This is a genomic window from Pseudomonas sp. MDT2-39-1 (genome assembly GCF_054898085.1).
The window spans coordinates 2,358,704-2,384,072 of the sequence record NZ_CM142716.1 but is presented as its reverse complement, the minus strand read 5'-3'; the positions used below and the strand labels follow the sequence as shown (position 1 = coordinate 2,384,072).

Genomic DNA, 25,369 nt, shown 5'->3' with positions numbered 1-25,369 from the left:
AGGGATGGTTGAGTCACAGCAAAAAGTCACGAAACCGGTGCTGTACGAAAGACTGATCGATCGTCTGGGGATGGCTCTGGACGCTGCAAAAACCGCTGACCGGCTACGCGATGAGCGTCCCTTGGAGCTGGAACTGCGTGGGTTGAGCCCCGCAGAGTTTGAACTGGTCAAAGCCTATCTGGATCGCAGTGAACGTGAGACGCACGGATGCTTGTCCGCAGCAGTGAAGCAACTCGACGCACCACGTTCGGCCAAGGTCATCTGGCTCAAGGACAAGGCACCTGGCAGGGACTCGGAAAAGGTCCGGTCTCTGCAATTCAAGTAACGGCTGCAAGCCATGACCCATGGTTTATTCAAAGCATAATCCTTCCGCATTTGTTGTCGCATTGCGTCAACCCACTTAGGCTTCGGGCATCTTATGGAGATGCTCGATGCCTTTTCGTTATTTCGTGAAACAACTTCTGTTGCCGCCCGGCATTCTTTTGCTGTTGCTGGTTCTTGCGTGGTGGTTGCGCCGCTCAAGGCCGAGGCTTGCGGGCGTGTGCTTTGCCTTGGGTTTCGGCGGCTTCTTTTTGATGAGTTTGCCGGTAGTCGTGCAGTGGGGCGCCAAGGCCCTGGAAAGTGAGCCGCCACTGGCGCGCGAGGAATGGGCCGGTCTGGGTCAGCGCGCGGATGCGATTGTGCTGCTGGGTTCCGGGCGTGAGCGGGGCGATATTGCCTGGGGGGCTGATCAGCCGACGGGTATTGGTCTGGAGCGTGAACGTTATGCAGCACGCCTGGCCAAGGCTTCCGGGTTGCCCATTCTTACCAGCGGCGGCCTGCATTACGGCACGCCGCCCACTGAAGCGAAGTTGATGGCGGATTCGTTGCTCGATGATTTCGGCGTGACCGTGCGTTGGCAGGAAGGGCGCAGCCGCACGACCTGGGAGAACGCGCAGTTCAGCGCTGAAGTGTTGTTGCCGCAGGGAATCAAGCGGGTAGTGGTGGTCACTCAGGCCTGGCACATGCCGCGATCGGTCTGGAGTTTCCAGCAGGCGGGATTTGAAGTGGTGCCGGCGCCGGTGGGATTTCTAGGCGTAGACAATGCCCGACCGCTGGGCGGCTGGATGCCGGAATTCAAGTCGATCTGGCAGAGCGGGCAGTTGGTGAATGAGGCGGTGGGGCAGATCGGTTACTCGATGTTTTACCGACAGAAGTGATGGATGACCTGTGGCGAGGGGGCTTGTCGGAACGCCGCATCGCCACAAAAGCCCTCCAGTCTCAGAGGGTTTTGGCCATCCGGCTCGCCACCAGCGCCCAGCCAAACAACAACACGCAAACGATGACCAGCGGCCACGAGCGCCATTGCAGGTAAGGCGTCAGGTTGTGCATTGGCACGACTTCGCCGTACAGGATGCCGCGTTCGAACTGCGGAATCTGCACCGTGATCTCACCGAACGGGTTGATCAGGCCGGTCACGCCGTTGTTGGTGGCGCGGATCATCCAGCGGCCCGCCTCAAGCGCGCGCATCTGCGCCATCTGCAAATGTTGCAGCGGGCCGATGGAGGTGCCGAACCAGGTGTCGTTGCTGATGGTCAGCAGCAGATCACTGCGAGCCGCCAGGCTGGCGGCGAATTCCGGGTAGACCACTTCATAACAGATGAACGGCGCAATCTGATAGCCCTTGGCTTGCAGCATGGCCTGGTCAGCCGGGCCGCGGGCAAAGTCGGACATCGGCAGGTCGAAGAACGCGATCAGCCCGCGCAACACATCCTGCAACGGAACGTATTCGCCAAACGGCACCAGCTTCTGCTTGAGATAAGTGCCGTCGCCTTCACCGATGACGGTAATGCCGTTGAAGAAGCGTTTCTCGTGGCGGACTTCCTGGCGGATCGGTACGCCGGTAATCAGCGCAGACTTACGCTCTGCGGCGAAATTTCCCATCATGTTCAGGTAGCCCTCGGCGGACTCCTTGAGCACCGGGACGGCCGTTTCCGGCCAAATCAGCAGATCGACGCGTTTGGAACTGAAGCTCATGTCGCGGTACAGCGCCAGCTGCGCGTTGAGCTGCGCCGGGTCCCACTTCATGCTTTGTTCGATATTGCCCTGAATGGCGGCGACGCTCAGTGCCGGGCCCGCCGGGCTGGTCCAGGCGTGCTCTTTCAATGCCATGCCGGCCACCCAAGGTCCGACCAGCAGCAACACGCCTGCGGCGATGAAACCTTTACGGCCTGTGCGCACCAGACGCATTGCGTTGTAGATCAGCGCAGCCGTCAGGGCCAGGGTGAAGGAAATCAGCCACATCCCGCCGACCGGTGCGAGCCCGGCCAACGGGCCGTCGAGCTGACTGTAACCGGAGTAGAGCCACGGGAAACCGGTGAGAAACCAGCCACGAAAGGCTTCCTGGCCGACCCACAGCGCTGCAAACGCCAAGGCATCCGCCAACGGTGCTTCGTTACGACGCAGCCACCGCGCCCAGATCCAGGCGGGCAGGGCGAAGAACCAGGCAATCGCCGCCGTGAAGATCAGCATCAGGAAACCGGCCAGCAGCACCGAAGCGCCGCCGAAGTTGTGGATGCTGTAGTAGATCCAGCTGGTGCCTGCGGCAAACAGGCCGAAACCGAAACACCAGCCACGGCCCAAGGCCTGGCGGGGGCTCAGTTCGCGCAACCCGGCGTAAAAGAAACCGACCGCCAGCAATGCCAGCGGCCAGATATCGAATGGCGCCAGGGCCAGGGTGGTGAGTGCACCGGCCGCCACGGCCAGCAGGTTACCGGGCCAGCCGGGGCGGGTCAGACGACGCATTTCAATCCTTGGATTTATCGGGCAATGGGTGACAGACGCAGCAAGTGAATACGACGGCTATCGGCATTGAGGATGCGGAAGCGATAGGCGCCGATTTCAGTGATTTCATTGCGTTTTGGCAGGTGCCCGAACGCGCTCATCACCAAGCCGCCAACGGTGTCGAATTCGTCGTTGGAGAATTCGCTGTCGAAGAACTCGTTGAAGTTCTCGATCGGCGTCAGGGCCTTGATCAGGAAGTCGCCGCTTGGAAGAGGCTTGATGTAGCTGTCTTCTTCGACGTCGTGCTCGTCTTCAATGTCGCCGACGATTTGTTCCAGCACGTCTTCGATGGTCACCAGGCCTGCCACGCCGCCGTATTCGTCAATAACAATGGCCATGTGGTTGTGGTTGGCGCGGAATTCACGCAGCAGCACATTCAGGCGCTTGGACTCGGGCACGAAGGTGGCCGGGCGCAGCAGATCCTTGATATTGAAGCTGTCGCCGTTTTCCTTGAGGATCAACGGCAGCAAGTCCTTGGCCAACAACACGCCCATCACGTCATCATGGCTTTCGCCGATCACCGGGTAGCGGGAGTGGGCCGAGTCGACCACGGCCGGCAGGAACTCACGGGGTGTCTGGGTCGCCTTGATGCTGATCATCTGCGAGCGCGGGACCATGATGTCCCGTACTTGCAGGTCTGCAACCTGGATGGCGCCTTCGACGATGGCCAGCGCTTCGCTGTCCAGCAACTTGTTCTGATGTGCATCGCGCAGCAGCTCCAGCAGCTCCTGGCGGTTCTTCGGCTCGTGGGCAAAAGCCTGGGTGAGCTTACCCAGCCAAGACTTTTGCCCGTTGCTCGATCGATCTTCGCTCATAGCGATTACTCTGAATCCTTTGTTGTAACGATAGGGGTTGTGTCTGTTTCGTCGTCCGCATAAGGGTCGGGATAGCCCAACTCGGCAAGCAACGTTCGCTCCAGTGCTTCCATTTCTTCGGCTTCGTCGTCATCTATATGGTCGTAACCCAGCAGATGCAAGCAGCCGTGAATCACCAGATGCGCCCAATGGGCCTTTAGTTCCTTGCCTTGCTCGGCGGCTTCGCGCTCGACCACTGCCACGCAGATCACCAGATCGCCCAGCAGCGGGATGTCGAGAAACTCGTCAGGCACATCGGCAGGAAACGACAGGACGTTGGTGGCGTAATCCTTCTGCCGCCAGGTGTGGTTCAGTTCGCGGGCCTCTTCTTCATCGACCAAGCGGATGGTCATTTCAGAGTCGGCGGTGCGCTGGCGCAGGGCCAGTTCACACCATTGGCGGAATTCGGCTTCGCTGGGGGCAGGCGCTTGGGTAGCCAGTTGCAGATCAAGCTCAAGCATCGCGGCGACTGTCCTTTGGCGTTTCGTCTGCCACGCGATTCTCGAAGCGCTCGTAGGCTTCGACAATGCGTTGCACCAGTGGATGGCGCACAACGTCCTTGGACTCGAAATGGGTGAAGCTGATACCCGGTACGTCCTTGAGCACTTCAATCACATGGTGCAGCCCGGACTTGGTGCCTTTCGGCAGGTCGACCTGGGTGATGTCCCCGGTGATGACGGCCGTGGAGCCGAAGCCGATCCGGGTCAGGAACATCTTCATCTGTTCGACGGTGGTGTTCTGGCTTTCGTCGAGGATGATGAAGCTGTTGTTCAGCGTGCGACCGCGCATGTAGGCCAGTGGCGCCACTTCGATCACCTGACGCTCGATCAGTTTGGCAACGTGTTCGAAGCCGAGCATTTCGTAGAGTGCGTCGTAGAGCGGGCGCAGGTACGGGTCGATCTTCTGCGACAGGTCGCCGGGCAGGAAGCCGAGCTTTTCGCCCGCTTCAACCGCCGGACGCACCAGCAGGATGCGACGAATCTGCTCGCGTTCCAGCGCGTCTACCGCGCAGGCAACGGCCAGATAGGTCTTGCCGGTACCGGCCGGGCCGATGCCAAAATTGATGTCGTTACCGAGTATTTCCTTCACGTAGCGCAGCTGATTCAAGCCGCGAGGACGAATCATGCCTTTTTTGGTGCGCAGGGCGACGGAGGGTTCGGCGGGGGAGACACTGTCCAGCTCTTCGACGGCCGATTCCTGCAGGAACAGGTGAACCATGTCCGGCGACAGCTCGGTACCCTTGGTTTCCCGGTACAGACGGCGCAGGAGGTTTTCCGCGGAGGTGGTGTGTTTGGGGTCGCCGATCAGCTCGAACTGGTTTCCGCGGTTGCGGATCTCGATGGTCAGGCGTTGCTCGATCAGGCGCAGGTGCTCGTCGAACATCCCGCACAGATTGGCGAAGCGACGGGCCTCAAAGGGCTCGAGGATAAAACGATGTGGTTCTATGGGTGCGTTCAAGGTCGTATTTAGCCGCCCTGGGGCAATTAAGATGAAATCAAGGATAACGCCAGTGGGCTGGGTGCGAAAGCTCTTAAATAACCCAAGGCCAAACACGATCCCTGTAGGAGCGAAGCTTGCTCGCGAAGGCGGTATGTCAGACGACTCATGCGGTGAATGTCAGTCCGTCTTCGCGAGCAAGCATCGCTCCTACAGGTTCAGGGCAGTTACTGGACCAGCGAGCCCCGCAGCGAGTGCGGCTGCGCGGCGTCGATGTGCACGTCGGCGAACTGGCCAATCAAGGTCGGAGTGTCGCAGCGGAAGTTGACGATACGATTATTCTCGGTCCGGCCTTGCAGCTCACCAGGGTCTTTTTTCGAGTAATCGGTCACCAGGATCCGCTGGATCGAACCGACCATTTGTCGGCTAATCTCGAAGCCTTGCTGGTTCAGGCGATGTTGCAGCGCGTTCAGGCGTTCTTTTTTCAGTTCTTCGGGCGTGTCGTCGGCCAGGTCCGCAGCCGGGGTGCCCGGGCGTTGGCTATAGACGAACGAGTAGGAGAAGTCGAAACCGACGTCTTCGATCAGCTTCATGGTCTGTTCGAAGTCTTTTTCGGTCTCGCCCGGGAAGCCGACGATGAAGTCCGAGCTGATGCAGATCCCCGGCACGGCGGCGCGCAGTTTGCGCAGTTTGGATTTGTATTCCAGCGCGGTGTGGTTGCGCTTCATCGCCGAGAGGATGCGGTCCGAACCCGATTGCACCGGCAAGTGCAGGTGTTTCACCAGTTCCGGGACATCGGCGTGGGCCTGGATCAGGCTGTCGGAGAATTCCAGCGGGTGCGAGGTGGTGTAGCGAATCCGGTCGATGCCATCGACAGCGGCCACGACGCGGATCAGCTCGGCGAGATCCGCCAGGCGTCCGTCGTGAGTCTTCCCGCGATAACCGTTAACGTTCTGGCCCAGCAGCGTCACCTCCCGCACGCCGTTTTCGGCCAGGTGAATGATCTCGGCAATCACGTCATCAAAGGGCCGGCTGACTTCCTCGCCGCGGGTATAAGGCACCACGCAGAACGTGCAGTACTTGCTGCAGCCTTCCATGACCGACACATACGCGCTCGGGCCGTCGATGCGCGGCTCGGGCAAATGGTCGAATTTTTCGATTTCCGGGAACGAGACGTCGACTTGCGGCAACTTGGTGGCGCGCGCGGCGTCGATCATTTCCGGCAAGCGGTGGAGAGTCTGCGGGCCGAACACGACGTCGACATAAGGAGCGCGGTCGCGGATGGCCGCGCCTTCCTGGCTGGCCACGCAACCGCCGACGGCGATGACCATGTCGGGGTTGGCCAGTTTCAGTTCGCGCCAGCGGCCGAGTTGGGAGTACACCCGGTCCTGGGCGCGTTCACGAATGGAGCAGGTATTGAGCAGGATCACGTCGGCGTCTTCAGCGCGAGCGGTAACTTCCAGGGCCTGATGTTCACCCAGCAGATCGACCATGCGCGAGCTGTCGTACTCGTTCATCTGGCAACCGTGGGTTTCGATGTAAAGCTTCTTGGCCATGGATACAGTCATCACGTGATTCAAAGAACCGCGCATTATAGGGAACATGTCCCCAGGTTCCTACCGCTGTGCGTCTGGCGGCTATGCTATAGTTCGCGCCCTCATTTTTATCCCCGATGTGTTGCCCGCCCACCATGACCAAACGTGAAGCCCCAATCTACAAGGTGATTTTTCTCAACCAGGGCCAGGTGTACGAAATGTATGCCAAGCAGATCTATCAAAGTGATCTGTGGGGCTTCCTGGAAGTGGAAGAGTTCGTCTTTGGCGAGCGCACGCAAGTGGTCGTCGACCCGAGCGAAGAGAAGTTGAAAGCTCAGTTCGAGGGCGTGGTGCGCAGTTTCGTGCCGATGCATTCGATTGTGCGCATCGACGAAGTGGAACGCCTGGGCACGCCGAAAATCAGCGAAGCCCGCGGCGCGGTCGGCAATGTCATGCCGTTTCCGATGCCGATGCCTGAGAAGTGAGACCGATTCGCACCCTTCGCGGGCAAGCCTCGCTCCTACAGGACTGCCGCTGCCCTTGTAGGAGCGAGGCTTGCCCGCGAAGGGGCCAAAAAGATCGGCACAGAAATCAGGGAAGTGGCGAAAACGGTGTACGCCCATCGGCGCTTTGCAATTCCATCAGGTATTTGCGAAAGATTTGCCCGAGCACCTGAGTCGCCACCTCTAGATCTTCGCGAGGCATCTTCTCGGCCACTTCGTCGGCGGTATCCAGCGCATCTTCAGCGCCGTTGACCGCGGCCATTTTCAGCACGATGTACGCCTGAACGTTATTGGCCGGCACGCCTTCGCCGTGGAAGAACATGGTGCCGAGTTTGAATTGCGCCTGGGCGTGGCCTTGCAGCGAGGCCTTTTCGAAATAGCCCAAGGCTTTATTGAGGTCGCGCGGCGTGCTTTTGCCGTCGTAGTAAAACTCACCCAACTCGTATTGCGCTTGCGCATCCCCTTCATCCGACGCTTTCTGGCAGGCGGCGAGCGCTTGCGTCAGGTCTTGCGGCTGAGTATTGAGGGTGCAGCGACCCATCGCTGGGATTAACAACGAGTTGCCGCCTGCTTGTGCGAGCGCGAGCAGGGGCTGAAGGAGCAACAGGCAGCCCAGTGCAAGGGCGCGGCCGGTGCGGTTCATGGGAATCGACTTACCTCTGAAGGGCGCGCGGACCCATCGAGGGGATCCAATAAGCGCGCATTATGAAATAAGCAGGGCCAACCTTACAAAGTCTTTACTCGTTTTTCTGCTGCGCGGGGAATATATCGCCCCATTTGCGGGGGATTATTAGCAGAAGCACAGGAATAAGGGTGTAAATCCAGGTGAAAGCTGACGCTGGCAGTCGCCAACGTCAGCGGCACAACGTTATTTCAATGCAGCGAATGCACGCTCGGCGGCATCCAGCGTCAGTTTCAGCTCGGTGTCGCCATGAGCAATCGAAGTGAAACCGGCTTCGAAAGCGCTCGGCGCCAGGTACACGCCGCCTTCGAGCATCAAGTGGAAGAAACGACCGAACAGTGCGGCGTCGCTGGCCATCACGTCATCAAAGGTGACGATGTCGTCGGCCCCGCTGAAGTACAGACCAAACATACCGCCAGCCTGAGTGGTCACGAACGGAATGCCCGCGGCATCGGCGCGCTGTTGCAGACCATCGAGCAGGCGGCTGGTGTAGTCGCTCAGTTCGTCGTGGAAGCCAGGACGGCTGATCAGACGCAACGTCGTCAGGCCCGCCGCCATTGCCAGCGGGTTACCCGACAGAGTGCCAGCCTGATAGACCGGACCCAGTGGCGCGATGTGCGACATGATTTCGCGCTTGCCGCCGAAGCAACCGACCGGCATGCCACCACCGATGATCTTGCCGAAAGTGCTCAGGTCCGGCGTCACGCCGAAGTGCGCTTGTGCGCCGCCGAGGGCGACACGGAAACCGGTCATCACTTCGTCGAAAATCAGCACCACGCCGTGCTTGTCGCACAGGGTCCGCAGGCCTTCGAGGAAACCTGGCGCCGGCGGCACGCAGTTCATGTTTCCAGCAACCGGCTCGACGATGATGCACGCCACTTCCGGGCCGACTTTGGCGAGCAGGGTTTCCACGGCATCGATGTCGTTGAACGGCAGGGTCAGGGTGTGTTTGGCGAAGGCCGCCGGCACACCGGCCGAGCTCGGCACGCCTTGGGTCAGGGCGCCGGAACCGGCCTTGACCAGCAGGCTGTCGGAGTGACCGTGGTAGCAGCCTTCGAACTTGATGATGCTGTCGCGGCCGGTGAAACCACGGGCCAGGCGGATCGCGCTCATGGTCGCTTCGGTGCCGGAGCTGACCATGCGCACCATTTCCATCGACGGTACGATCGAGCAGACCAGATCGGCCATCTCGGTTTCCATCGCGGTCGGGGCGCCGTAGGACAAACCGTGTTCCAGCTGTTTACGCACCGCGTCCAGCACGTCCGGGTGGCTGTGGCCGAGAATCATCGGGCCCCAGGAACCGACGTAGTCAACGTAACGCTTGTCGTCTTCGTCGGTGACGTAGGCGCCTTCCGCGTGTTTGAAGAACAGCGGTGTGCCGCCCACGCTTTTGAATGCGCGAACAGGCGAGTTCACGCCACCGGGAATGTGTTTCTGGGCATTGGCAAACAGGGTTTCGGAACGAGACATGATCGGGCTCTCAAATCAGATTTTCAGTAATTCATTAAAGGCGCGGGCGCGGCGGGTCACTTCAGCCGTGCTGTCGGCGCCAAACAGACCATGAACCACCGCCAGCAAGTCGACCCCGTGGGCCACCAGCGGCGGGGCGTTGTCCAGGGTGATGCCGCCAATCGCGCAGATTGGCAGGTGCAGTTTGCTGCGGGCCTGGTCGAGCAGTTCAAGACTGCACGTCGGGGCGCCGGGTTTGGTATTGGAATTGAAGAAGCGTCCGAAGGCGACATAACTCGCGCCTTCCTTGGCCGCTTGTTCGGCGAGTTCGAGTTGCGCGTGGCAGGTTGAACCAATGATCGCCTGACGACCGAGCAATGCGCGGGCCGGGGTCAGCGGGCCATCGGTCTGGCCCAGGTGTACGCCAACGTTCAAGCGAGCGGCCAGTTCGGCGTCGTCATTGATGATCAGCTGAGTCTTGTAGCGGTCGCACAGATCGCGCAGGGCTTCGGCTTCTCGCAAACGTCGGGCCTCGTCGCTGCTCTTGTCGCGGTATTGCAGCAGGGTGACGCCGCCCTCCAGCGCCGCCTCCACGTACGAGAGAAATTTACCGGCCAGCAACTGGCTGTCGGTAATGGCGTACAGGCCACGTAGTTTCATCGGACAAGCCTCACCGCAGTGCGAATAGAAAGTTACGAACAGAAATCCAGCGGCAGGCGACGCGGCACGAACTGGCCTTTGCCCAGCTGCTCTGCGTCACGCAGGGTACGCCAAGTGTAGTTAAGCGCGGTCTGCACGGCGCTGGCGAGATGTTCACCCTGAGCCAGGCGACCGGCGAGGGCGCTGGCCAAGGTGCAACCGGAACCGTGATAACTGCCGGGCAGGCGTTGGCAGGTAAAGGTTTCGCGGTGGCCGTCGCGGCTGTACAGGCGATTGTGGATTTCGTGTTCGTCGCCATGGCCGCCCGTGATCAGCAGGTGTTTGACGAACGGCAGGAGCTTTTCGGCGCACTCGTCCGCGGTGCCTTCCGGCAGTTCGGCGAGGATGCGGGCTTCGGGAAGGTTGGGGGTGGCGATGATGGACAGGGGCAGCAGGCGTTCGCGCATGGCGTAGCCGACTTCATCCTTGCCCAGTCGTCCGCCGCCACCGGCGCGCAGCACCGGATCGCAGACCACCGGCAAATGCGGGTGCGCCGACAGCAGTTCGACCACGGTGTCGACCATCTCCAGGGAACCGAGCATGCCCAGTTTCACGGCAGCGACTTCGGAGTCGTTGAGCACGGCGTTGGCCTGGGCCAGCACCCACTCGCGGTCGAGCACGCGAAAGTCAGTGACGTTGACCGTGTCTTGCACGGTCAGGGCGGTGACGGCCGGGGCCGCATGACAACCCTGAGCGAGCAGGGCTTCGATATCTGCCTGCAAGCCGGCGCCACCACTTGGGTCGTGGCCGGAGAGACAGAGGACAACGGGGCGAGAGCTGTAGATATTCATGGTGCGCGAGCTTACCACCAAACATCTTTTTTCGGGTGTCGACCAATAAGCCGTGGAACGAGAAAAGGCGTGCGCCCTCAGGCCATTGTCACGCGCTGACCGGTCAAACAGCTCTATCTCAGCGCATGGAGCTGTAACGCCCGTGCTAGAGCCTTTACGGGAAAAATTTTAATAGTGCTCAATGGCCATCAATGGCTATGCTAGAGTGGATCCAAACCAATAACAGGTAATACCGGTTTTACGTCTACTCAAAAGGAATGAGGGGCTTCCTGAGATAACCGGACAGGTCACGCTGGGGCTTAAATGCGCTATTTGCTAATGTTGCTGTTGTGCTTGCCCCTCATGGCGAGTGCCGTCGAGTTCGATGAGTTCACCCAGAGCCTTCCGTTGGGCCGAGCACTGCAGGTGTACGAAGACGCGGGCGGTCAAGCAACCATCGCCGATGTTCGTGCGCAGGCCGCGGCCGGAAACTTCAAACCCCACGATAAAGCCACCCTCAACGCCGGTTATTCGCGTTCGGTGTTCTGGCTGAAAATCGATCTGCATTACCGTCCGAGCAACCCGGCGGCGCAACGGACCTGGCTGCTGGAACTGGCCTATCCGCCCCTCGATCACCTCGATCTCTACTTGCCCGATGCTGGCGGCGACTTTCGGTTGGCTCGGCAAACTGGCGATGCGTTGCCATTCGCCAGCCGCGAACTGCGCCAGAACAACTACCTGTTCGATCTGAGTTTCATGCCTGACCAGGCGCAAACGGTGTACCTGCGCCTGCAAAGCGACGGGTCAGTCCAGGCGCCAGTCACCTTGTGGTCGAGCACCGCTTACCTCGAAGAACAGCCGGTCCGCCTTTATGTGCTGGGGCTGATCTATGGCGTGTTGTTGGGGATGCTGGTCTACAACCTGTTCATCTACCTCAGCGTGCGCGACACCAGCTATCTCTATTACATTTTCTACATCGCTTCATTCGGCCTGTATCAACTGTCGGTGAACGGCGCCGCCGTGGAATATTTCTGGCCCGACAATCCATGGTGGGCCAACGCCGCGACGCCGTTTTTCATCGGTTGCGCAGGACTGTTCGGCAGCCAGTTCGCCCGCAGCTTCTTGCAGACCGCCAGCCACAGTCGCTGGCTCGACCGTTTACTGCTGGCGTTAATTGCGTTCAGTGCGGTGGTGATCGGCTTGTCATTGATGGCCAGCTACGCCCTGGCCTTGCGTCTGGCGACAGCTTTGGCGCTGGTCTTCACCGTGGTCATTTTCATCGCAGGCCTGTGCGCCTGGTTGCGTGGCTTGCGGGTGGCGCGGTATTTCATCATCGCCTGGTCGGCATTCCTGCTCGGCGGCGTCGTCAACACCATGATGGTGCTGGGTTACCTGCCGAACGTGTTCCTGACGATGTATTCCAGTCAGATCGGATCGGCCATCGAGGTGGCGTTGCTGTCCCTGGCCCTGGCCGACCGCATCAACGCCATGCGCGAGCAGCAGGCGCAGACGCTGTTCGATGCCGGTCAAAAGCTCGAAGTGCTGAACCAGCAATTGGCTCACAGTAACAAGCTCAAGGACGAGTTCCTCGCCACCCTGACCCACGAATTACGCACGCCCATGAACGGTGTGATCGGTTCGCTTGAATTGATGCAGACGGTCGAGATGGGCCCGGAACTGGAGCAATACCAGCAAACCGCAGCCGGTTCCGCGCGGGACATGATGCGCATGGTCAACGGCATCCTGACCCTGACCGAATTGCAGGCCGGCAAGCTTAAAGTCAGTTCGACAACGTTCAGTTTGCGTGGCGTGGTCGAAACGATGCGCGCGCAGTTCGAGGGCAATGCTTCAAGCAAGTCGCTGGACTTCAAAGTCGAAGTGACGCCGGGCCTGCCGGATCGCTTGAACGGCGACAGCACCAAGCTGGCGCAATGCCTGGAATGCCTGCTGGACAACGCCATCAAGTTCACCCGGGTCGGCGGGCTGGCCCTGCGCGTGACGGGCAAACCGGTTGAAAACGGTCGGGTATCGTTGTCGTTTGCGGTGATCGACACCGGTATCGGTTTCACCGATCTGGGGGAGGCGACGATGTATCAGCGCTTCTTCCAGCTCGACGGTTCCATGACCCGCGAATACGGTGGTCTGGGGGTTGGTCTGGCGATTTGCCGGCAACTGGTCGAGTTGCTCGGCGGGCGTCTGACCCATCGATCCGAACCCGGCAGCGGTAGCCGTTTCCAGTTGGACGTCGAGTTTGAACTGCCCGTGGTCGAGCGGCCGGCAGTGCCCTTGATGTCCCGCGAGTTTGCGCGTCTTCGATTGCCCCAGGACTGCACGGTGCTGCTGGTGGATGACAACAGCATCAATCAACTGGTAATGCGTGGCATGTTGCTCAAGCTCGGCTTCCGGGTGCGCGCCACTGACAGCGGTGCTGCCGCGCTCGATCTCTTGCAGCGTGAAACCTTCGATGCGGTCTTGCTCGACAGTCAGATGCCGACGCTGGATGGCACCTCCCTGTGCTGCCAGATCCGCGCCTTGCCGGGTTGTGCCGAGTTGCCGGTGTTCGTGGTTGCCGTGAGCGCCGATCGGGAGCGCTGCCCGACCGGCACCCTGATCGATTACCTGAGCAAACCGGTGAAATTCGAGGATTTGCAAGCGGCGCTCTATCGGCGGGTACTGTGTTCAGGGCAAGGCGAAAGCGCCGACATTTAGGCAGGTATGACACTTTGTTCGGTCAGGAGGCGGTGCTTAACTGAATGCCTTGGCTGATCAAAGGAGCCCCGTCATGAACCTGCATCAGTTCGCCGAAACCCACGAAGTCACCAACCAGCCACCGTCGCTGAACGGCACCAACCTCTACCGCATCGACCTGCCCTTGCAGGAGTGGTCGCGGCGTTTAGGTGCCGGTTGGGCCGAGTCGCGGATCGACGCGTATGGCGCATTGGCCGGCGGGCCACTGATGGAAGCAGGGTTCCTGGCCAATCAGAACAAACCGGTGTTCGTCAGTCATGACCGTTACGGCCATCGCATCGACCTGGTGGAATTTCACCCCGCTTATCACGAGTTGATGCGCACGGCGGTCGAGCACGGTCTGACCTCGTTGCCCTGGGCGCATCCGCAGCTCGGTGCCCATGTGGCTCGCGCGTCCATGACTTACCTGCACAGCCAGGCCGAAGCCGGCAGTGGTTGCCCGCTGACCATGACGTTCGCCAGCGTCCCGGCGATGCGCCTGCAACCGGATCTGGCCGAGCAGTGGCTGCCGAAAATCCTTTCTACTGAATACGACCCGCGCAATGTCGGCATGGCCCACAAGGCCGGTGTCACCATCGGCATGGCAATGACCGAGAAACAGGGCGGCACCGACGTGCGGGCCAACACCACCAAGGCGTATCCGGTTGGCGCCAGTGGCCCGGGCCATGCCTATGAGTTGGTGGGTCACAAGTGGTTCTGTTCCGCGCCGATGTGCGATGCCTTCCTGACGTTGGCGCAGACGGACAAGGGTTTGACCTGTTTCCTGCTGCCACGCCATCGCCCGGACGACACACGCAATCAGTTCTACATCCAGCGCCTGAAGAACAAACTCGGCAATTGCTCCAATGCCTCCAGCGAGGTGGAGTTCCGCGGTGCGCTGGCGTGGATGGTCGGCGAAGAAGGGCGCGGCGTTCCGACCATCATTGAGATGGTCGCCATGACTCGCTTCGATTGCATGGTCGGTTCAAGCGCCTTGATGCGTCAGGCGCTGACCCAGGCCAGTCATCACTGCGCTCACCGCATGGTCGGTGGGAAGTTGCTCAGCGAACAGCCGTTGATGCAGAACGTGCTGGCCGATCTGGCGCTGGAAAGCGAAGCGGCCCTGGCTTTGAGCCTGCGCATGGGCAAGGCGCTGGATCATCTGGATGACAGCCATGAAGCCAAGTTCGCCCGGCTGGTGACGGCGGTGGGCAAGTACTGGATCTGCAAGCGCGCGCCCGCAATGATCAACGAAGCCGCCGAATGCATGGGCGGTGCCGGTTATGTCGAAGAAAGCATCCTGCCGCGCCTGTACCGTGAGGCGCCGGTCAATTCGACGTGGGAAGGTTCCGGCAACGTGCAATGCCTGGACGTGCTGCGAGCGTTGTCGAAGGAGCCGGGTGTGCTCGATGTGTTGTTCAGCGAATTGGGCGATGGTCACGGCGATAAACGTCTGGCCGCGCACATCAGCCAATTGCAGGCCGCTTTCAAGGACACCAGCGACTTCCAATACCGCGCGCGGCAGCTCACCGAAGATATTTCGTTGGGGCTTCAGGCCAGGCTATTGCTGGAGGCCGGTAACTCGGCGGTAAGCGATGCCTTCATCGCCAGCCGCCTGGGTTTCGCCGGTCGGGTCTATGGCGCGTTGCCGCGTGGGCTGGAGGTGGAAGCGATTGTCGCCCGGTCGACCCCGCTTCTGTGAACAACAAAGACCCCCTGTGGGAGCGGGCTTGCTCGCGAATAGGCCGTGTCAGTCGATAGAGATGTCGACTGAAACGCCGCTTTCGCGAGCAAGCCCGCTCCCACTCAGTGCATCGCCATTGGTGTGCAGCCAACACGCGACTGTTCCCGTGAAGCGATGATGCAGGCAAGATGAAGCTCTGCAAGTCAGAACACAGGATGCTGATCGTGACCGAAGCTTTTATTGTCGTTCAAACCGCCGAGCAAGCCGTGGATCGGCTTGCGCTCTTGCACAATCGTGCAACCACCGCGCTGAACCAGGCGCTCAAGCGTTACCTCAAGGATCGTGTCGAACCGGACGCCGAACAGCGTGCGATGTTTCGTTATCCCGAACTGCGTCTGACCTACCTTTGCCAGGGCGAAGTCCCACAGACCACGCGCGCCTATGCCAAGGTTCAATTGCCGGGGACCTACAGCGTCACCGTCACCCATCCAGCGGCGTTCCGTAAGTACCTGCTGGAACAGCTGGTGCCGTTGATGCACGACTTCACCGTGACGGTGGAAGTCGGTATCAGCCAGCAAAACATTCCTTATCCGTACGTGGTTGAGCAGGGCGATGAACTGGCCGGCTCCGGCGTCACCGCAGCGACGCTGGCGCGGGTGTTCCCGAGTACCGACCTGTCGGCCGCGACCGATGGCATCGCCGACGGTTTGTATGATTGGGAAAACACCGATCCGCTGCCGTTGGCCTTGTTCGACGCCGCGCGGGTGGATTTTTCCCTGCGCCGCCTGGTGCATTACACCGGCAGCGACTGGCGCCATGTGCAACCGTGGATTCTGCTGACCAACTACCACCGCTACGTCGACCAGTTCATCGTTCATGGTCTGGAACAGTTGCGCAGCGATCCGCGTTTCGTGCGCATGGTCTTGCCGGGCAACGTGATCATCGAAAAGAGCATGGACCACGGAGAAGCCTCGGCGATTGCCGCGGGCGTGGTTTGGCATCGCTATCAAATGCCGGCCTATCACCTGATCGCCACCGATGGCCATGGCGTGACCCTGGTCAACATTGGCGTCGGCCCGTCCAATGCCAAGAACATCACCGACCACCTGGCAGTGCTGCGTCCGCATTGCTGGCTGATGATCGGCCACTGTGGCGGCTTGCGTCAGTCGCAGACCATCGGCGATTACGTGCTGGCGCACGCTTACATGCGTCGCGACGGGATTCTCGACCGGGTCGTGCCGCCGAATATCCCGATTCCGGCCTTGGCGGAAGTGCAGATGGCGTTGCAACAAGCGGCGGCCAACATCACCGGTGAGAAGGGCGACGAGCTGAAAAAACGCCTGCGCACCGGCACCGTACTGACCTACGACGACCGTAACTGGGAGTTGCGCTGGGCTCAGGAACGTCCACTGATCAACTTGTCCCGCGCCGTGGCGGTGGACATGGAAAGCGGCACCATCGCGGCCCAAGGCTATCGCTTGCGGGTGCCGTACGGCACGTTGCTCTGTGTGTCGGACAAACCGCTGCACAGCGAAATCAAGCTGCCGGGTTCGGCCAACGCTTTCTATGAACGCGCGGTCAGCCAGCACTTGAAGATCGGTATCGAGGCGGTGGATCTGTTGCGCACCGAACTCAACTCGCTGCACTCGCGCAAACTGCGCAGCTTCGACGAGCCGCCGTTCCGCTAACGGTTTGTCGTGGTCATTTGGCGGTCGGGGCACTAGCATTAGCAGCCCTGACCGTTAGATGTTGTTTTCCCCATGTCCCGTCCCCCGCGTCCTCCTTCCCGCCATCCAGGTGCGAAGCCAGCTCCTTTAGCCCCGCGTCGTGTCGCCAAAGCGCCGCCGGCCGAGCCGAAGCTGATTCTGTTCAACAAACCGTTCGATGTGCTGACGCAATTCAGCGACGGCGAAGGGCGGGCGACGCTCAAGGATTTCATCGAGATTCCCGGGATTTACCCGGCAGGACGGCTGGACCGCGACAGCGAAGGTTTGCTGCTACTGACCAACGATGGCCAGCTTCAGGCGCGCATCGCCGACCCGAAACACAAACTGGCGAAGACCTATTGGGTGCAAGTGGAGGGCGAGCCGAGCGCTGAGCAGTTGCAGCGTTTGCGTGAGGGCGTCGAACTCAACGACGGCATGACCTTGCCGGCCGAAGCGCGGCAACTGGATGAGCCCGAGCTGTGGCCACGCAATCCGCCGGTACGCTTTCGCAAAAGCGTGCCGACCAGTTGGCTGGAACTGGTGATTCGCGAGGGGCGCAACCGTCAGGTGCGGCGCATGACGGCGGCGGTCGGCTTGCCGACGTTGCGGCTGGTGCGGGTCAGGATTGGCGACTGGACGATCGAAGGGCTCGATCAGGGCCAGTGGAAGGAAGTGCCGGCGCGCTTATAACGCGCCGGATTCGATCAGGCCGATTACCACGCTTTTGATCACGAACGCGGCCACGCCCAGACCCAGTACGGAGAACAGGATGAACGAGCCAAAGCGTCCGGCCTTGGATTTTTTCGCCAGATCCCAGACGATGAAACCCATGAAAATGATCAGGATGCTGACCAGTCCAGTCATCATCCACTCTTCGAATACGGCAGGATCCATTGAATATCTCCAGCGCGGGCGGGGCTAAAAGGCGCTGGAGTATACGGCATGGGGGAGTGCTGGAGGATTGACCTGCGGCAGTGTGTCGCAGCTATTCATCGCCTGTGCCGGCCCCTTCGCGGGCAAGCCTCGCTCCTACAGGGATCTTTAGTGCGTGTGAGATCTCTGTAGGAGCGAGGCTTGCCCGCGAAGGCGTCCTCAGCTACGCAGATGAGTCAGCGGTAACTCAGTACTGTTCAAAACCTGATTCAACACAAAACTCGAACGAACGCTGGTCACCCCTTCAATCCGGGTCAAATGCCCCAACAGCAGCTTCTGATAGTGATCCATGTCCGGCACGACGACTTTAAGCTGATAGTCCGCATCCATCCCCGTGACCAAACTGCATTCCAGCACCTGCGGCAAGGTGCGAATCGCGGCTTCAAAATTCTCGAAACGCTCGGGCGTATGCCGGTCCATGCCGATCAGCACGTAAGCCGTGAGGCTCAAACCGAGCATCTTGCGGTCCAGCAGCGCCACCTGGCGGGTGATGTAACCGTCGTCTTCCAGTTGCTTGACCCGGCGCGAGCAAGGCGAAGGCGACAGGCCGATGCGTTCGGCCAGCTCCTGGTTGGAGATGCGCGCGTCACGCTGCAATTCCGCCAAAATGCTCAAGTCGTATCGGTCGAGTTTGCTCATCAATCAGGCCTTTGTCATAACTATTGCGGCAGATTATCTATCCATGGTTAAAAATTGCGCAAGTGATGTTTAATTGAGCAATCTTCGCAATCCTCTGTCGGCGTGTCCGGCCTATTCTTATCACCAGAATCACTGCTCGGACAAACAGTCCACAGCCGCTCGCCCAATCAGGCCAGCGGCGGCCGCCACCCCCACAGGGGATGTGCGGGCCCCCGAGCTACACACTGTCCAGAAGACGGCGTGAGGTGAGCCGACGTCATAAGCGTCGAGCACGGACGAAGTTCTCAAAGGGAGGCCGACGGGTCTCCCTTTTCTTTTGGTGCGCCAGGCATGGCGCGTTGCGCGAAGCGCAACCAGGTTGGCTGTGGTGGCCACGCTGGTGACTTGGAGGTGAAAGTCCTCTACACACCCGGCAAGGGGAAGTGTTAGCCAGAGGCAAGGGTGTCGCGGGTGACTGCGAATCTGAAGGAAGCCCGAGGCAAAATGCTGGCCTGACGAACAGGAAGCGGATTAGGCGGTGCAGCGGGGTAAGGTAGCCAAAATTGCCAAAGCCCAATACTTGCACGCAACGCTGTGACGTAGATCCGACAGGCATAAGCAGGAAGGTCGCGCGAATTACCCTGGGAGATCTGTTTAGCCTGCCATGTGCTACCGGCGTCGCGAGATGACGGGATGGGCGACAGAAGTCAGCAGAGGCCGTAGTAGTCGCTCGAAACCGGAACGATGAAGGGCTGAACCTGCCATGAGTGGATAGTCGGGTGTGATCTCTGTTGGAGCGTAAAGCAGAAACTCCGCGTAGCGGGGGTCGAGACCATCGGGAGGTAGGAGCCGGAAGCTCCGAGGGCCGGTCTGGGCGCTTAGATACCGCAGGCGACACATCAACGGAACCAAGCTCGCTGACGTTGTTTGGCAGTAGGCAGGAACCGCCGTATACGGAACCGTACGTACGGTGGTGTGAGAGGACGGCGGATGTAAATCCGCCTCCTACTCGATCCTGGAATTTGTCGGCCGCCCTCAATAAATAAGTTGCGCGACTGATAACCTGTTGCAGAACCGCCCTGTACTTTTCCAGTCTTACGTACAGGCCCTAACCCGCAGTGAGGAAAAGCATGAAGTCGCGCATCTGGCATTTGGCCGGTGTTGGTTTGCTGTGCGTCAGTGTCACTGCGCAATCGCTGGCCGATGATCAGCAAAACCGTGGCCCCGATGACGGGCAGCGTGGATCGGACGGCCATCAGGGCAACAATCAGGGCCATGGCGGCAATAATCAGCCGCGCCCGCAGAACAACGACATCATTCGTGGCGACAACAGCCGCCAGTTCGAGCACAACGGCCAGAATCAGAACAACGGCCAATGGCAGAACCGCCAGCAGCCCGACTACAACAATCCTGTTCGCTCACCGCCGCCACCGCCGCAGCTACCGGCCAATGACCTGCCGATCCAGGGTCGCCCCGACACCGTGCGCCAGACCCAGCAGCCGCAACGTGGCTATTATCAGGACGTTCCGCGGCGCAACGATTACAACCAGCACTGGCAGAACAACGGTCCACGTCCCGATGATCGCCGTTGGGCCGGTCGTCCGGACGGGCACGGTAACGGCTGGGGCCCCGGCCCGCAGTATCGCCCGGGTCATGTGATCGACCTCTTCCCGGACCGCGACTACCGCGTGCCTTATGGCGGTCGGGATTATTTCTATTCCGGCGGCTACTGGTATCGCCCGCAAGGCCCGCGTTATGTAGTGGTTCAACCGCCTCGCGGGATTCGTGTCAGCTACTTGCCCGATTACGCGCGTGAGGTTTGGATCGGCGGGGCGCTGCTGTTCCTGGCGGCCGGCTCGTATTACGCCTATCAGCAAAACACGCAGGATTACGTGGTAGTCGAGCCGCCGGTGCAAGCGCAGCCGCAGCCGGTCAGCAACAGTTATGACGTGGAGGCCTATCCGGCGAACGGTCAGTCGCCGGAACAGATCAAGCAGGACGGTTACGAGTGCTATCAATACGCGGTGCAGCAGAGTGGCTTCAATCCGCGGACGGCCACCTACCAGCCAGCCCCGTCGGTGGTACAAGCCTACCGTCAGGCCCAGGGCAACTGCCTGAGCAGTCGCGGCTATCAGGTGAGTTACTGAGCCCTGCTGGCCTGCACCACTTCCTGCGGGTCGGCGTGCACCAGCACTTCGGCTCGCGGGTAGGCGGCATGAATAGCATCGGCGGCTTGATCGCTGATGCCGTGAGCGACTGACAGGGTCAAGTCCCCCGGCAATTCCAGGTGCAACTGCACGAACCACTGGCTGCCGGAAATCCGTGTACGCAAGTCGTGCGCCCCCAATACTCCCGGTACGCCGCAGGCCAGTTCGAGCATGTGCTGGCTGACGTCCGACGGCAGTTCTTCATCCATCAACACGGTAAAACTTTCCCGGGCGATCTGAATCGCGCTCCAGAGAATGTAGACGGCGATCGCCAATCCAAACCAAGGGTCGACCTGATGCCAGCCAAACCCAGCGAGCACCAGCGCCAGCAGAATGCTGCCGTTGAGCAACATGTCCGAGCGGTAATGCAGAGAGTCGGCGCGCACTGCATTGGAGCCGGTTGCCTTGACGACCCGATGTTGCAACATCAGCAGGGCCAGCGTCAGCACCAGGGAAAACACGATCACGCCGATACTGATCCATGGCGCCCCCACCGGTTCCGGGTGTTTGAGTCGATCGATCGCCTGCCAGCCAATCAGCACCGCACTGCCACCAATGAACAACGCCTGAGCCATGCCCGCCAGCGACTCGGCCTTGCCGTGCCCGTACCGATGATCATCGTCGGCCGGGCGCAAGGCGTAATGCACCGCGAGCAGGTTGAGCAGCGACGTGACGCCGTCGAGGGCTGAGTCGGTCAGCCCGGCGAGCATGCTCACCGAACCGCTCAACCACCAGGCGATGGCTTTGGCGACGATCAGCGTACACGCCACCGCCACCGAGGCACGGGTCGCCAGCCGCAACAGGCGGGCGTGTTCGGAGCTTGCGATCATAGGGACGGCGTTTCCTTTGAGTGATCCTTCACAGGCACGGACTATGCGGCAGGTTGCAGGCCAAGCATGGCCAGTTGCTGGGTGCTGCCCTTGTGCTGAATCAGACGCGGGTCGTCCAGCGGGAAGCTACGTCCCAGTTCGGTTTCGAGAATAGTCTGCAACTTGTGGTTATCGACCTTGCCGTCGGCGCCGATGGCTTCCTTGAGTTTTTCCGGGGCCACTTGGGTGGTCTTGCCGGGCTCGAAGTAAATCGCGCCAGTGGCGAAGTCCACGGCAAACGCGATCAGGCCGGGGATGATGTAGAACAGCAGACCCACGGCATCGAGCGCGGCGATGGCCGGGTCGATCTTGCCGTCGATCTGACCACGACGGTCAGGGTAGAAAATCGATCCGCAAGCGGTCACTTGCGTCAGCAGCGTCGCGACCAATACACCGCCAATCAAGCGAAAGGGAATACGCATATGAAATCTCCTGGGTAATTTCAAAACGAAAGGACGCCTGTATGAATTAGGACCGTCATTAACGCCGAGCAGTTCGCCGTTATACTCGCCGCTCTGTTTTGGAGCCAGCATGATTTCTTTGCCGATTGATGAAGTTTTACCCGCCCTGCGTGAAGCCTTGGCTACACGCCACGAAGCCGTGCTCGAAGCACCGCCCGGTGCCGGTAAAACCACCCGCGTGCCGTTGGCCCTGCTCAACGAGCCTTGGTTGGCCGGGCAGACCATTCTGATGCTCGAACCGCGCCGGCTGGCGGCGCGGGCGGCGGCGGAGCGCTTGGCCAGTGAGCTGGGCGAGAAGGTCGGTGAAACCGTCGGCTATCGCATTCGTCTCGACAGCAAAGTCGGCCCCAACACCCGTATCGAAGTGGTCACCGAAGGCATCCTCACCCGGCGTTTGCAGGATGACCCGGCGCTGGAAGGCGTTGGTCTGCTGATCTTCGACGAATTCCACGATTTGCTGAATGCACCGAAATCATCATTATTTTGTCAAAAACTTTCAAGCAACGCGGTCTCAGCCTGAGGGCTTGATCTCCTCCTCCAGTCCCCCGTCGTATACTGCTCCCCTGATTTAGGAGCATCGATGATTTCTCTACCTATTGACGCCGTATTGCCAGCCTTACAAGCCGCTCTGGCTGGCCGCAACGAAGTCATCCTTGAAGCGCCTCCTGGTGCGGGTAAAACTACTAGGGTTCCTCTCGCACTGTTGAACGAGCCTTGGCTTGGTGACCAGAAGATCCTGATGCTCGAGCCTCGGCGGCTAGCTGCTCGGGCGGCGGCAGAGCGTTTGGCAGGCGAACTCGGTGAGAAGGTGGGAGAGACTGTAGGCTACCGCATTCGACTTGAAAGCAAGGTAGGCCCGCGCACTCAGATCGAGGTAGTCACCGAAGGTATTCTGGCTCGCCGCCTTCAGGATGATCCTGCTTTGGACGGTGTGGGTGTGGTCATCTTCGATGAGTACCACCTGCGAAATCTGGACTCAGATCTTGCACTGGCCCTGTGCGTGAGTGCTCGTGAGCTATTGCGTGATGAGCCGCCACTCAAGCTGCTGCTGATGTCTGCAACACTGGAAGGCGCTCGGCTTTCAAAGCTTCTGAATGACGCGCCAGTGATCACCAGCGAAGGGCGGATGTATCCGGTCTCAACGGTTTGGGGTAGCCCATATCAGTCGGGCGAGCGTATCGATGCGCGAGTCACAGACACCTGCTTGTCCGCCATCAACGAACAGTCAGGAAGCGTTCTGGTTTTCCTTCCTGGGCAGGCAGAGATTCGGCGGGTGGCAGAGACCCTCAAAGAGCAGTTGAGCAACCGTCCAGACGTGATCATATGCCCGCTGTATGGTGACCTTGATCTCAACGCACAGCGTGCTGCGATAGACCCGGCACCCAAAGGCTCCCGTAAGATCGTACTGGCCACGAACATCGCCGAGACCAGCTTGACCATCGAAGGCGTCAGAGTGGTGGTGGACAGTGGCCTCGAGCGAGTGCCGAAGTTCGATCCTCGCAGTGGAATGACTCGACTCGACACGCAGCGTATCTCGAAGGCCAGCGCTACTCAGCGAGCAGGGCGGGCAGGGCGATTGGAGCCAGGTGTCTGCTATCGCCTATGGTCTGAGTCGCAGCACGAGCAAATGGCCGGCTACAGTACCCCTGAAATCCTGCAGGCGGATCTTGCAGCCCTGGCACTCCAGTTGGCCCGGTGGGGAATGAAGCCAGAGGAGATGATCTGGCTCGACCAACCTCCATCCGCTCCCTTCGCCCAAGCCAGAGACCTGCTGAAGCGCTTAGGCGCACTTGATGATGCTGGGCAGCTCACACCACATGGATCGGCCATGAGCGAGCTTCCAGCGCATCCACGGATCGCTCACCTGCTCATCAAAGGCAACGCGATGGGACTGGATGACCTGGCTTGCAACATCGCTGCGTTGCTGGGTGAGAAAGACATCCTGCGCGGAGCAGGTGCCGACCTTCACACTAGGCTGAGTGCATTGTCAGGCGAGCAACATTCACGCCGAGGCGGTGGCTCTTTCCAGCGAGTGAAGCAGTCTGCTCGGCAGTATCGATCCCTACTACGTGGAAGGGCTTCCAGCCCCGTTAGCGAGCCCGATCAACCAAGATGGGCAGGGTGCCTACTGGCATTCGCCTACCCTGACCGAATCGGTCTCCAGAGGCGTGCGGGTGCATCTGAGTACCGTCTCTCCAACGGGCGGGCCGCAGTTTTCTCAGAGCCCGATGCCCTGACCAAGCATGAGTGGCTGGTTGTGGCAGACCTGGGTAGCCGACAAGGTCAGCGTGAGGAGCGGATCTACCTGGCGAGTGACCTCGATCCGGCCCTGTTCGATGAAGAGCTGGCTGACCTCGTGAGGTCTGTCGATGAGGTCGAGTGGGACGAAAGGGAAGGTGTGATCAAGGCTGAACGGCAGCTGAAGGTGGGACAGTTGGTGCTATCCACAGCGCCTCTGCCAAGTCTTGACGAGCAAGCCCGTTCGCTCGCCTTGGTCAACCTGGTGAGACGCAAGGGCATCGAACTCCTGCCTTGGAACCCTGAGTTGCGGCAGTGGCAAGCGCGGGTAGATCTGCTGCGTCAGCTTGATATCCAAAATGGCCAGGCAGAAAGCAAGTGGCCTGATCTCAGCGATACCAACCTGGTGGACACGCTGGAAGAGTGGCTCACGCCGTACCTGGGCAAAGTCACGAGGCTCAGCCACTTCAGCCAGCTGGATCTGTCTTCGATAGTCAGAAATCTCCTGCCTTGGCCGCTTCCAAAGGAGTTAGAGGTTCAAGCACCGCAGACGATTCAGGTGCCGTCAGGGTCGAACATTCGCATCGACTACAGCGAACAGCCACCTATTCTGGCCGTACGTCTGCAGGAGCTGTTTGGGCTGGCAGAAACGCCTCGCATAGCCCACGGCAAGCAACCTCTGGTTCTACATCTTTTATCGCCGGCCCGCAGGCCTGTGCAGGTGACCCAGGATCTAGCCAATTTTTGGCGGAGCACCTATGCGGAAGTGAAGAAGGATCTTAAGGGTAGATACCCGAAGCATTTTTGGCCTGAAGACCCATTGGTGGCTGAGGCTACCGCACGAACCAAGCCTAGAGGCACTTGAGCCTACTTGCCGCACGAGGTTTGGTTTCTGGATTTGAGCGGGTTTATTCGCTTGTCATGATGGAAGGGCTGGGCGACAGATTCTAGGAGTGGTGTTCGCGATGAAAAAGGCGCTGGAGAAATACGCTAAAAGGCTTCAGAAGGACGCGGAGGTAGCTGTCATCAGGTGAATGATGTGGATTGACATGGAAAACCGCATCCGCGAGATGTTCCGAGAGGTCGAAAGCTCACCTCAAGCTAGCTGGTATGGAGGTATGAGAATCCACAATGGGTTACATCCCGAAGCCAACAAGATCCCCGTGAACAAACG

22 protein-coding genes and 1 pseudogene are annotated in these 25,369 nt (G+C 60.0%); 10 read left to right on the top strand and 13 right to left on the bottom strand.

The window, feature by feature from the left end; all coding sequences use genetic code 11:
- The first annotated feature begins 4 nt into the window (after positions 1-4).
- Both ACYZTM_RS11475 and ACYZTM_RS11470 read left to right on the top strand, forming a co-directional pair.
- A complete protein-coding gene (locus tag ACYZTM_RS11475) occupies positions 5-325 on the top strand; it encodes a hypothetical protein (RefSeq protein WP_131063085.1) in 321 nt (106 codons plus the stop codon).
- 106 nt (positions 326-431) lie between these two features.
- The gene (locus tag ACYZTM_RS11470) at positions 432-1,199 is read left to right on the top strand and encodes a YdcF family protein (RefSeq protein WP_131063084.1); all 768 of its coding nucleotides are present in this window, start codon (positions 432-434) and stop codon (positions 1,197-1,199) included.
- Positions 1,200-1,260: 61 nt separating this feature from the next.
- On the opposite strand, the gene lnt is transcribed toward ACYZTM_RS11470, so the two are convergent.
- From lnt to miaB, 5 genes are all read right to left on the bottom strand, one after another.
- Positions 1,261-2,784, bottom strand: a complete 1,524-nt coding sequence (lnt, locus tag ACYZTM_RS11465; RefSeq protein WP_461988712.1) for an apolipoprotein N-acyltransferase — start codon at positions 2,782-2,784, stop codon at positions 1,261-1,263.
- A 14-nt stretch (positions 2,785-2,798) separates the two neighbouring features.
- On the bottom strand, positions 2,799-3,638 hold the full coding sequence (locus ACYZTM_RS11460) for an HlyC/CorC family transporter (protein WP_131063082.1): 840 nt from the start codon (positions 3,636-3,638) through the stop codon (positions 2,799-2,801).
- Between the two features lie 5 nt (positions 3,639-3,643).
- A complete protein-coding gene (gene ybeY / locus ACYZTM_RS11455) occupies positions 3,644-4,138 on the bottom strand; it encodes an rRNA maturation RNase YbeY (protein WP_461988709.1) in 495 nt (164 codons plus the stop codon).
- Positions 4,131-5,135, bottom strand: coding sequence for a PhoH family protein (locus ACYZTM_RS11450; RefSeq protein ID WP_461988707.1), 1,005 nt, complete (start codon positions 5,133-5,135; stop codon positions 4,131-4,133). The genes ybeY and ACYZTM_RS11450 overlap by 8 nt, the downstream gene beginning before the upstream one ends.
- 206 nt (positions 5,136-5,341) lie before the next feature.
- A complete protein-coding gene (gene miaB / locus ACYZTM_RS11445; protein ID WP_165557515.1) occupies positions 5,342-6,670 on the bottom strand; it encodes a tRNA (N6-isopentenyl adenosine(37)-C2)-methylthiotransferase MiaB in 1,329 nt (442 codons plus the stop codon).
- A gap of 134 nt (positions 6,671-6,804) precedes the next feature.
- On the opposite strand from miaB, the gene ACYZTM_RS11440 reads away from it, so the two are divergent.
- Positions 6,805-7,134, top strand: coding sequence for a DUF1820 family protein (locus tag ACYZTM_RS11440; protein ID WP_007894425.1), 330 nt, complete (start codon positions 6,805-6,807; stop codon positions 7,132-7,134).
- 106 nt (positions 7,135-7,240) lie between these two features.
- Here the strand turns inward: ACYZTM_RS11440 and ACYZTM_RS11435 are convergent, their stop codons facing one another.
- From ACYZTM_RS11435 to ACYZTM_RS11420, 4 genes are all read right to left on the bottom strand, one after another.
- Complete coding sequence (locus ACYZTM_RS11435; protein ID WP_131063078.1) at positions 7,241-7,795, bottom strand: tetratricopeptide repeat protein; 555 nt, start codon at positions 7,793-7,795, stop codon at positions 7,241-7,243.
- 225 nt (positions 7,796-8,020) lie between these two features.
- Complete coding sequence (hemL, locus tag ACYZTM_RS11430; protein WP_131063076.1) at positions 8,021-9,304, bottom strand: glutamate-1-semialdehyde 2,1-aminomutase; 1,284 nt, start codon at positions 9,302-9,304, stop codon at positions 8,021-8,023.
- A gap of 15 nt (positions 9,305-9,319) precedes the next feature.
- Positions 9,320-9,943: a thiamine phosphate synthase gene (gene thiE / locus ACYZTM_RS11425; protein WP_131063075.1), complete on the bottom strand. Its 624-nt coding sequence runs from the start codon at positions 9,941-9,943 to the stop codon at positions 9,320-9,322.
- A gap of 32 nt (positions 9,944-9,975) precedes the next feature.
- Positions 9,976-10,773 (bottom strand): hydroxymethylpyrimidine/phosphomethylpyrimidine kinase, encoded by a 798-nt coding sequence (locus tag ACYZTM_RS11420; RefSeq protein ID WP_219096044.1) that lies wholly within the window; start codon positions 10,771-10,773, stop codon positions 9,976-9,978.
- Between the two features lie 303 nt (positions 10,774-11,076).
- Here ACYZTM_RS11420 and ACYZTM_RS11415 point away from each other — a divergent pair, with 303 nt between their 5' ends.
- From ACYZTM_RS11415 to ACYZTM_RS11400, 4 genes are all read left to right on the top strand, one after another.
- On the top strand, positions 11,077-13,461 hold the full coding sequence (locus tag ACYZTM_RS11415) for a hybrid sensor histidine kinase/response regulator (RefSeq protein WP_461988703.1): 2,385 nt from the start codon (positions 11,077-11,079) through the stop codon (positions 13,459-13,461).
- 73 nt (positions 13,462-13,534) lie between these two features.
- Positions 13,535-15,181, top strand: coding sequence for an acyl-CoA dehydrogenase family protein (locus tag ACYZTM_RS11410; RefSeq protein WP_461988701.1), 1,647 nt, complete (start codon positions 13,535-13,537; stop codon positions 15,179-15,181).
- 170 nt (positions 15,182-15,351) lie between these two features.
- Entirely contained in the window at positions 15,352-16,851 is a 1,500-nt protein-coding gene (gene amn / locus ACYZTM_RS11405) for an AMP nucleosidase (RefSeq protein WP_178083855.1), read from the top strand.
- Positions 16,852-16,923: 72 nt separating this feature from the next.
- Positions 16,924-17,559 (top strand): pseudouridine synthase, encoded by a 636-nt coding sequence (locus tag ACYZTM_RS11400; protein WP_131063071.1) that lies wholly within the window; start codon positions 16,924-16,926, stop codon positions 17,557-17,559.
- Here ACYZTM_RS11400 and ACYZTM_RS11395 read toward each other — a convergent pair.
- Complete coding sequence (locus ACYZTM_RS11395) at positions 17,554-17,763, bottom strand: DUF2788 domain-containing protein (RefSeq protein WP_131063070.1); 210 nt, start codon at positions 17,761-17,763, stop codon at positions 17,554-17,556. The genes ACYZTM_RS11400 and ACYZTM_RS11395 overlap by 6 nt on opposite strands.
- A gap of 198 nt (positions 17,764-17,961) precedes the next feature.
- Positions 17,962-18,441, bottom strand: a complete 480-nt coding sequence (locus ACYZTM_RS11390) for an Lrp/AsnC family transcriptional regulator (RefSeq protein WP_007894448.1) — start codon at positions 18,439-18,441, stop codon at positions 17,962-17,964.
- A gap of 1,109 nt (positions 18,442-19,550) precedes the next feature.
- Between ACYZTM_RS11390 and ACYZTM_RS11385 the strand changes: the two genes are divergently transcribed.
- Positions 19,551-20,567 carry a DUF6515 family protein gene (locus tag ACYZTM_RS11385; RefSeq protein WP_131061802.1) on the top strand — a complete coding sequence of 339 codons (1,017 nt, stop codon included), beginning with the start codon at positions 19,551-19,553 and terminating at the stop codon, positions 20,565-20,567.
- Here ACYZTM_RS11385 and ACYZTM_RS11380 read toward each other — a convergent pair.
- Positions 20,561-21,457, bottom strand: a complete 897-nt coding sequence (locus tag ACYZTM_RS11380) for a cation diffusion facilitator family transporter (RefSeq protein WP_131061803.1) — start codon at positions 21,455-21,457, stop codon at positions 20,561-20,563. The genes ACYZTM_RS11385 and ACYZTM_RS11380 overlap by 7 nt on opposite strands.
- Positions 21,458-21,498: 41 nt before the next feature.
- On the bottom strand, positions 21,499-21,918 hold the full coding sequence (locus ACYZTM_RS11375) for a polyribonucleotide nucleotidyltransferase (protein ID WP_131061804.1): 420 nt from the start codon (positions 21,916-21,918) through the stop codon (positions 21,499-21,501).
- A 109-nt stretch (positions 21,919-22,027) separates the two neighbouring features.
- On the opposite strand from ACYZTM_RS11375, the pseudogene ACYZTM_RS11370 reads away from it, so the two are divergent.
- Positions 22,028-22,411, top strand: a pseudogene (locus ACYZTM_RS11370) (DEAD/DEAH box helicase); the annotation flags it as partial.
- A gap of 126 nt (positions 22,412-22,537) precedes the next feature.
- Positions 22,538-25,060, top strand: a complete 2,523-nt coding sequence (hrpB, locus tag ACYZTM_RS11365; protein WP_461988697.1) for an ATP-dependent helicase HrpB — start codon at positions 22,538-22,540, stop codon at positions 25,058-25,060.
- Positions 25,061-25,369: the final 309 nt, after the last annotated feature.

What these genes read in the sequence shown, in the direction of transcription:
- amn (WP_178083855.1), top strand. Translation starts at nt 15,352, where the DNA reads ATGAAGCTCTGCAAGTCAGAACACAGGATGCTGATCGTGACCGAAGCT.
- ACYZTM_RS11440 (WP_007894425.1), top strand. Translation starts at nt 6,805, where the DNA reads ATGACCAAACGTGAAGCCCCAATCTACAAGGTGATTTTTCTCAACCAG.
- hemL (WP_131063076.1), bottom strand. Translation starts at nt 9,304, where the DNA reads ATGTCTCGTTCCGAAACCCTGTTTGCCAATGCCCAGAAACACATTCCC.
- ybeY (WP_461988709.1), bottom strand. Translation starts at nt 4,138, where the DNA reads ATGCTTGAGCTTGATCTGCAACTGGCTACCCAAGCGCCTGCCCCCAGC.
- ACYZTM_RS11400 (WP_131063071.1), top strand. Translation starts at nt 16,924, where the DNA reads ATGTCCCGTCCCCCGCGTCCTCCTTCCCGCCATCCAGGTGCGAAGCCA.
- ACYZTM_RS11470 (WP_131063084.1), top strand. Translation starts at nt 432, where the DNA reads ATGCCTTTTCGTTATTTCGTGAAACAACTTCTGTTGCCGCCCGGCATT.
- ACYZTM_RS11410 (WP_461988701.1), top strand. Translation starts at nt 13,535, where the DNA reads ATGAACCTGCATCAGTTCGCCGAAACCCACGAAGTCACCAACCAGCCA.
- ACYZTM_RS11385 (WP_131061802.1), top strand. Translation starts at nt 19,551, where the DNA reads ATGAAGTCGCGCATCTGGCATTTGGCCGGTGTTGGTTTGCTGTGCGTC.
- hrpB (WP_461988697.1), top strand. Translation starts at nt 22,538, where the DNA reads ATGATTTCTCTACCTATTGACGCCGTATTGCCAGCCTTACAAGCCGCT.
- ACYZTM_RS11415 (WP_461988703.1), top strand. Translation starts at nt 11,077, where the DNA reads ATGCGCTATTTGCTAATGTTGCTGTTGTGCTTGCCCCTCATGGCGAGT.
- lnt (WP_461988712.1), bottom strand. Translation starts at nt 2,784, where the DNA reads ATGCGTCGTCTGACCCGCCCCGGCTGGCCCGGTAACCTGCTGGCCGTG.
- thiE (WP_131063075.1), bottom strand. Translation starts at nt 9,943, where the DNA reads ATGAAACTACGTGGCCTGTACGCCATTACCGACAGCCAGTTGCTGGCC.
- ACYZTM_RS11420 (WP_219096044.1), bottom strand. Translation starts at nt 10,773, where the DNA reads ATGAATATCTACAGCTCTCGCCCCGTTGTCCTCTGTCTCTCCGGCCAC.
- ACYZTM_RS11435 (WP_131063078.1), bottom strand. Translation starts at nt 7,795, where the DNA reads ATGAACCGCACCGGCCGCGCCCTTGCACTGGGCTGCCTGTTGCTCCTT.
- ACYZTM_RS11375 (WP_131061804.1), bottom strand. Translation starts at nt 21,918, where the DNA reads ATGCGTATTCCCTTTCGCTTGATTGGCGGTGTATTGGTCGCGACGCTG.
- miaB (WP_165557515.1), bottom strand. Translation starts at nt 6,670, where the DNA reads ATGGCCAAGAAGCTTTACATCGAAACCCACGGTTGCCAGATGAACGAG.
- ACYZTM_RS11380 (WP_131061803.1), bottom strand. Translation starts at nt 21,457, where the DNA reads ATGATCGCAAGCTCCGAACACGCCCGCCTGTTGCGGCTGGCGACCCGT.
- ACYZTM_RS11475 (WP_131063085.1), top strand. Translation starts at nt 5, where the DNA reads ATGGTTGAGTCACAGCAAAAAGTCACGAAACCGGTGCTGTACGAAAGA.
- ACYZTM_RS11390 (WP_007894448.1), bottom strand. Translation starts at nt 18,441, where the DNA reads ATGAGCAAACTCGACCGATACGACTTGAGCATTTTGGCGGAATTGCAG.
- ACYZTM_RS11395 (WP_131063070.1), bottom strand. Translation starts at nt 17,763, where the DNA reads ATGGATCCTGCCGTATTCGAAGAGTGGATGATGACTGGACTGGTCAGC.
- ACYZTM_RS11460 (WP_131063082.1), bottom strand. Translation starts at nt 3,638, where the DNA reads ATGAGCGAAGATCGATCGAGCAACGGGCAAAAGTCTTGGCTGGGTAAG.